Source organism: Aeromonas sp. ZOR0002, from assembly GCF_963866995.1.
Taxonomy (GTDB): Bacteria; Pseudomonadota; Gammaproteobacteria; order Enterobacterales; family Aeromonadaceae; genus Aeromonas; species Aeromonas caviae.
The window spans coordinates 12412-19577 of sequence record NZ_CAWMFQ010000046.1; the positions used below are offsets into that span (position 1 = coordinate 12412).

At 65.8% G+C, this 7166-nt stretch carries 4 protein-coding genes and 1 pseudogene; all 5 read right to left on the bottom strand.

Going from position 1 to position 7166, the window contains the following annotated elements:
- Window positions 1-1832: DUF4118 domain-containing protein (locus AACR77_RS03395; protein ID WP_042879733.1), on the bottom strand; the 1832-nt coding region annotated here is incomplete at its 3' end.
- A 102-nt stretch (window positions 1833-1934) separates the two neighbouring features.
- A complete protein-coding gene (locus tag AACR77_RS03400; RefSeq protein ID WP_041212076.1) occupies window positions 1935-2462 on the bottom strand; it encodes a potassium-transporting ATPase subunit C in 528 nt (175 codons plus the stop codon).
- 58 nt (window positions 2463-2520) lie between these two features.
- On the bottom strand, window positions 2521-4578 hold the full coding sequence (gene kdpB / locus AACR77_RS03405; protein WP_042879736.1) for a potassium-transporting ATPase subunit KdpB: 2058 nt from the start codon (window positions 4576-4578) through the stop codon (window positions 2521-2523).
- A 55-nt stretch (window positions 4579-4633) separates the two neighbouring features.
- Window positions 4634-6316, bottom strand: coding sequence for a potassium-transporting ATPase subunit KdpA (gene kdpA / locus AACR77_RS03410; protein WP_042879739.1), 1683 nt, complete (start codon window positions 6314-6316; stop codon window positions 4634-4636).
- 447 nt (window positions 6317-6763) lie between these two features.
- Window positions 6764-7166, bottom strand: a pseudogene (locus tag AACR77_RS03415) (glutathione-disulfide reductase); the annotation flags it as partial.

Sequence of the window (7166 nt, forward strand, 5' to 3'; positions counted from 1 at the left end):
GCGGCGCGGATATCGGTGAGCAGGGCCTGCAGCTGGTGCTCGGCGGCGGAGGTGAGCGGGCTGGCCAGCCGGATGCCCAGCACCAGGTCATCGCCGAGGTGATGATACTGAGCCTCGGCGGCGTTGAGGGTGGCGGTATGGGCACCAGCGCTCTGCTTCTGGGCCAGGCACCAGTCAATGGCGGCCTTGTCTGTCTGGCCCGGCCCGGTCTGGGTGTCACCGGCCCGGTACTGGTAATCCCCATCGAGCGCGAATACGGGCTGCCCAAGGGCGAGGGCGATGGCCTGGGTTCCCTGTCTCAGCACGTCTACCGGGCTGCTGGCGGTGGCCAGTCCCTGGCTCAGGGAGAGCAGGGCGTTACCCAGCTGCTGGGTCTCGCGCAGACTGACCAGTTGCTGACGCTGGCGGGAGGCGAGGCGCCCGGCCGCGATGCCGACGATGAGCAGCACGAACAGGGTGAGCAGGTCGCTGTGGCTGGCCACGCTCAGGGAGAAGTAGGGGAAGGTGAACAGCAGATTGTGGCCGACGAATCCCAGCACGGCGGCCAGGATGGCGGGGACCAGGCTGGTGGTGAGCGCGGTGGCCAGTACCCCCAGCACGAACAGCATGGGTAGGGAGGCGGGGGGCAGCCAGTGGGAGAGGGCCCAGACCGCGGCTGAGGTCCCCCCCATGATGGCCACCGCGAGCAGGCTCTGGCGAAGCTCACCCGGGCCTGCCGTTGGCAGGGTCAGACCGGGCTTGCGCTTCTCGGTATCCACCAGCGTGATCTCGAATCCCTGCGCCTGTTTGAGCAGGTGCTGTACCAGGGATCGACGCCAGGGCGGGTTGCGGGATTTGCCGAGCAGCAATTGGGAGACCTGCTGCTGTTCGGCGGTCTCCAGCAGGGCATCGGCCACGGCCGGGCTGGAGAGGGTCAGCACCCTGGCCCCCAGCTGGGAGGCGAGGGCCAGCGCCTGCTCCAGCTCGGGGGAGCGTTGCCCCTTGCTGTCGATGTGCACCACCAGCCAGGGCAGTTGCCTGCGCTGGGCGAAGCGGTGGCCGTAACGCACCAGGGCGGCGCCGTGCTCATCCCCGATGCAGACCATCAGCTTGCCCCGCAGCGGCAGTGTGGTCTTGCCAGCCGCCTGCCACTGCAACTGCAGGTCTCCCTCCACGTGGCTGGCGGCGGTCTGCATCGCCAGCTCCCGCAGAGCGGTCAGGTTGTTGAGAGAGAAAAAAGACTGCAGGGCGGCCTTGGCCTGGTGGGGCACATAGACCTTGCCCTCCTTGAGGCGGCCGAGCAGCTCCTTGGGGGGGAGGTCGATCAGCACCAGGCTGTCAGCCTCCAGCAGCACCTGATCCGGCAGGGTCTCCTTGACCCTGACCCCGGTCAGCTGCCACACCAGATCGTTGAGGCTCTCCAGATGCTGCACGTTGAGGGTGGTGTAGACGTCGATGCCGGCGCCCAGCAACTCCTCCACATCCTGCCAGCGCTTCTCGTGGCGGCTGCCGGGGGCGTTGCTGTGGGCCAGCTCGTCCACCACGGCAATGGCGGGCTTTCGCGCCAGCAGACCGTCCAGATCCATCTCCTCCAGCCGCTGCTGGCGGTGCAGGTGCAGTGTGCGCGGCAGGATGGCGAGTTTGTCGAGCAGGGCCAGGGTCTCCTGGCGGCCGTGGGTTTCCACCACTCCGATCAGGATGTCGACTCCCTCCCTGGCCTGCTCCCGCACCGCCTGCAGCATGGCGTAGGTCTTGCCGACGCCGGGGGCCGCGCCGAGAAACACCTTCAGCTTGCCCCTGTGCTCCTGCTCCAGGCTCGCCAGCAGGGCGTCTGCCCTCACTTCATCACGCATCCCCGTGCTCCCGTTGCATCGGCCGAACTGCGGCCGTGACCTCATTGCTCATGCTTGTCCCCGTTGTCGAAAGGGAGCCTTCCCGAACGGCAAGGAGCGCCCTCAGGCGCCCTTTTGATGATCGAGTTGCAGGTTCAACTGGAGAATGTTGACCACCTGCGGGCCAAGGATACCAGCTTGTGCCGCCGACTTGACCTGCTCCGTCAACTGAACGGGATCCAGCCCCCGTTGCCCGGCGACCCTATCCACCTGGGCCAGCGCTGCATCGAGGGGCAGATGGGGATCGAGGCCGGAGGCGGAGCGGGTCAGCAGGGCGGGGACCCTGGCTTCCGGCTGCGCCCTGGCCGCAGCGGCGGCAAACTCGGCCCGTAGCGGCGAGCTCATCCCCAGGTTGCTTCCGCCGCCACCTATGGTGGCGAAATCGCTGGCGGAGGGGCGGGAGTGGAAGTAGTCGGCCCGCTCGAATTTCTGGGCTAGCAGGGCGCTGCCGACCACTTGCTGCTTGGCGTTGGTGAGCAGGCTGCCGTTGGCCTGCCAGGGGAAGAGCAGCTGGGCCAGCCCGGTGACGGCCAGCGGATATGCCACCCCCAGCAGCAGGGTCAGGGTCAGCAGGGTTCTGATTGCTATCATGATTTTTTGCTCCAAAAGATTGATGGGGTACAAGCCAGGCCTGCACCCCGCTATGTAGTCACACTAGGCCCAGGCCGGTGATGACCAGGTCGATCAACTTGATGCCGATGAAGGGCACTATCAGGCCGCCGACGCCGTAGATCAGCAGGTTGCGGCGCAGCAGGCTGGCCGCCGTTCCCTTCAGGCTGACCCCGCGCAGGGCCAGCGGCACCAGCGCGACGATGATCAGGGCGTTGAAGATGATGGCCGACAGGATGGCGCTCTCCGGACTGCCCAGCTGCATCAGGTTCAGCGCCCCCAGCTGCGGATAGGCGGCGATAAACAGGGCCGGCAGGATGGCGAAGTACTTGGCCACGTCGTTGGCGATGGAGAAGGTGGTCAGGGCGCCGCGGGTCACCAGCAGCTGCTTGCCCACCAGCACCACGTCCAGCAGCTTGGTGGGGTTGGAGTCGAGATCCACCAGGTTGCCCGCCTCCTTGGCGGCCTGAGTCCCCTCGTTCATGGCCAGCCCCACGTCGGCCTGGGCCAGGGCTGGTGCGTCGTTGGCGCCGTCCCCGCACATGGCGACCAGCCGGCCGTCGGCCTGCTCCTGACGGATGTAGGCCAGCTTCTTCTCCGGCGTCGCCTCGGCGATGAAGTCATCCACCCCGGCCTCGGCGGCGATGGCGGCGGCGGTCAGCGGGTTGTCACCGGTGATCATCACGGTGCGGATCCCCATGTGGCGCAGGATCTGGAAGCGGGCCTTGATGCCCGGCTTGATGATGTCCTTGAGGAACACTACCCCCAGCAGCTTCTCGTGGGTGCAGACCAGCAGCGGGGTACCCCCCTGGCGGGCAATGTTGTCCACCGATTTGAGAATGAGCTCGGGCACCGCCTTGCGATCGAGGGAGAGGTAGCGCAGCACAGCGTCCACCGCCCCCTTGCGATAGTGATGGCCGTTGCGATCCAGCCCGCTCAGCCGGGTCTCGGCGCTGAAGGGGATGATGATGTCGCTCTCCAGTTGGCTCGGTCTGGTGTGGCTCTTGCCCGCCAGGGTCAGGATGGATTTGCCTTCCGGCGTGTTGTCACCGAGCGAGGCCAGCATGGCGGCCTGAGCCAGCAGGGAGGGATCCACGCCGGGGGCCGGGATCAGCTCGTCCGCCATCCGGTTGCCGAAGGTGATGGTGCCGGTCTTGTCCAGCAGCAGGGTACGCACGTCGCCGGCGGCTTCCACCGCCCGGCCCGACTTGGCGATCACGTTGAGCTTCACCAGCCGGTCCATGCCGGCGATGCCGATGGCGGAGAGCAGGCCGCCGATGGTGGTCGGGATCAGGGTGATGAACAGCGCCAGCAGATAGAGCCGGGGCACCTGGGTGCCGTTGTAGTCGAGGAACCAGGGCAGGGTGGCCACCACCAGCAGGAAGATCAGGGTCAGCCCTACCAGCAGGGCGTCCAGCGCCATCTCGTTGGGGGTCTTCTGCCGCTTGGCCCCTTCCACCAGGGCAATCATGCGATCCAGGGTACTTTCGCCCGGGTTGTTGGTGATACGCACCCAGATCTCGTCGGAAACGACGGTGGTGTTGCCGGTCACGCCGCTGCGGTCGGTGCCGGACTCGCGGATGACGGGGGCGGATTCGCCGGTGATGGCCGCCTCGTTGACCGAGGCGATGCCGGCGACCACTTCGCCGTCGGCCGGGATCATCTCGCCGCTGCGCACCAGCACCAGATCGCCCTTGAGCAGGCTGGTGGCCGGTACCCACTCGCCCTTGTCATCCTGCGGGCTGGTGACTCGACGTGCCTTGAGCTGGCTCATGCCGGCCTTCAGGCTGTCGGCCCGCGCCTTGCCGCGCCCCTCGGCCAGGGTTTCGGCGAAGTTGGCAAACCAGAGGGTGAGCCAGAGCCAGGCGGTCAGCTGCCAGGCCAGCGAAGGAGCGACGCCGGAGAGCGGTTGCCCCAGCAGCGACTCCAGGGTCGCCATCACGGCCGCCAGCCAGAGGGTGAACAGGATGGGGCTGCCGAGCAGCGCCCTGGGATTGAAGCGATAGAGGGCTTCCACCATGGCCTGCAGGATCTGTGATTTCTGTTTCTTGCCCTTCACCGGAATGGTGTCGGTGCTCATTGAAGCGGACTTGCTCATTGGAAAGCTCCCTGCATCGAATAGTTGGTCACGCAGATCAATCGGGTGTGCAGCATCAGAAGGCACCTCCCAGCAGGCTCAGGTGTTCCGCCACCGGGCCCAACGCCAGCACCGGCAGGAAGGAGAGCCCCCCCATCAGCAGCACGGTGACGATCAGCAGAGTGATGAAGAGCGGGCCGCTGACGGGGAAGTCCCCTTCGCTCGTCTCCTGGCGCGGGGCACGGGCCAGCTGGCCGGCGATGGCCAGTACCGGAATGATGTAGCCGAAGCGGCCGAGCAGCATGGCCAGCCCGATGGCGATGCACTGCCAGCTGTCGGCTGCGGCAAAGCCGGCGAAGGCGGAGCCGTTGTTGCCGGCGGCCGAGGCGTAGGCATAGATCAGTCGTGACAAGCCATGGGGGCCATCGTGACCGATGACGGTGGCGGAGTTCGGCATCAGCAGGGTAATGCCGCCGATCACCAATACCCCGATGGGCATCACCAGCATGCTGGCGACCACCCACTTCATCTCGGTGATACCGAGCCGTTTGCCCAGATAGGTGGGGGTGCGCCCCACCATCAGGCCGCACAGGAACACGGTCAGCAGAACGAACAGCATCATGCCGTAGATGCCGGCACCGACGCCGCCGAACACCACTTCACCCAGCAGCATGTTGATCATGCCGACCATGCCGGCGAGCGGGGCGAAGCTGTCGTGCATGGCGTTGACCGAGCCGTTGGAGGCGGCGGTGGTGGCCACTTCCCAGATGCTGGAGAGCACGGGGCCGAAGCGGCTCTCCTTGCCTTCCCAGTTGCCGGCTTCGCTGGTGAGGTGGGCGAGGGCCGGATCCGGCTTCAGCTCCTGGCCGATGGCGAGGCAGAGCCCCAGCACCAGCATGATGGTCATGGCGATGAGGATGGCGCGGCTGTGGGCCAGATCCTTCACGTAGCGCCCCAGGGTGCAGACCATGGCGGCGGCCAGCGTCAGCAGGGCGACCATCTCCAGCCAGTTGGAGAGGGCGGTCGGGTTCTCGAACGGATGGGCCGAGTTGATGCCGAAGAAGCCGCCGCCGTTGGAGCCGAGCTGCTTGATGGCGATCTGGGAGGCGGCCGGGCCGAGCGGCAGCAGCTGCTCCTGCCCTTCCAGAGCGTGGAACGGCAGGTAGGCCGACAGGCTCTGGGGCACCCCCTGCCAGACCAGCAGTAGCGCCAGGATCAGCGCCATCGGCAGCAGCACGTAGAGACAGAAACGCACCAGATCCTGCCAGAAGTTGCCGAGGTGGGTGGTCTGCTGGCGGGCGATGCCGCGAAACAAGGCGATGGCGACGGCGGCGCCGGTGGCGGCGGAGACGAAGTTCTGGGTGGTGAGCCCCACCATCTGGCTGAAGTAGGAGAGGCTGGCTTCGCCGGAGTAGGCCTGCCAGTTGGTGTTGGTCATGAAGCTGACCGCGGTGTTGAAGGCGAGTTGCCAGTTCAGCCCGGGCAGTTGCTGCGGGTTGAGGGGCAGCAGCCCCTGCGCCATCAGGATCAGGAACAGCAGGCCGAAACCGGCGCCGTTGAAAGCCAGCAGGCTGAGGGCGTAGGACTTCCAGTCCTGCTCGCGCCCGTCCGTGCCGCAGCAGGCCAGGGTGGCGCGCTCAAGCGGGGCCAGCCAGCGACTCTTGCCTTCAAACACCCGATACAGGTAGTTGCCAAGCAGAGGCGCCGGCAGCAGCACCAGCAGCACGAACGCGACGGGATAGATGATCTCTTGCCACATATTCGGTTCCTCACTCATGAGTGCGCGCGAGGGCGCGCAGCAGATAGCCCGCGAGGGCGAGGACCAGCAGCAGATATAGCCAATTCATAACGACTCCGTTGAGGTAATTAGCGTCAGGGATCGATGCATATCCGTGTCGATCCCATAGGTCTCATTGACGCTGAAAGGGTATGTAGAACGGGCGTAAAGGCGCCATAAAGCCCAATTTGGCTGGCGTAAAATCGGCGTAAAGAAGGCGGGTTTTGTTGGCTGGTGGACGGGCAAGGCACAAAAAACCCGGCCTGGGCCGGGTTTGGTAGCAAGTGGCGGAAGCTGACCCGATGGTGATGAGGTCAGCTTCAACCCCGCTTATCGCATGGTCACAAACTCTTCCGCGCTGGTCGGATGGTGAGTGGAAACACAGTTGTAGAAGCTGGTCTGATAATGACAGGCCAGCTTCAACCCCGCTTATCGCATGGTCACAAACTCTTCCGCACTGGTTGGATGAATGGCGACGCAGTTGTCGAAGTCCGCCTTGGTGGCGCCCATCTTCATGGCGACGCCGAAGCCCTGCAGGATCTCGTCCATGGCGAAGCCGATGCCGTGCAGGCCGACCACCTTCTCTTCCGGCCCGACGCAGACCAGTTTCATCCGGGTGGGCTGGCGATGCTGGGTCAGGGCCGAGTACATGGCGGTGAACTGGCTGCGGTAGACCTTCACCTGATCTTCCCCGTATTCGGCGACGGCTTCCGGCTCGGTCAGGCCGATGGTGCCGATGGGCGGGTGGCTGAACACCACGGTCGGCACCAGATCGTAGTTGAGGTGCTCGCCCGGCTTGTTGTTGAACAGCCGCTCCGAGAGGCGGCGGCCT

Bases quoted from the DNA above. Each gene is read 5' to 3' on its own strand.
- AACR77_RS03400 (WP_041212076.1), bottom strand. From the start codon at position 2,462: ATGATAGCAATCAGAACCCTGCTGACCCTGACCCTGCTGCTGGGGGTG.
- kdpB (WP_042879736.1), bottom strand. From the start codon at position 4,578: ATGAGCAAGTCCGCTTCAATGAGCACCGACACCATTCCGGTGAAGGGC.
- kdpA (WP_042879739.1), bottom strand. From the start codon at position 6,316: ATGTGGCAAGAGATCATCTATCCCGTCGCGTTCGTGCTGCTGGTGCTG.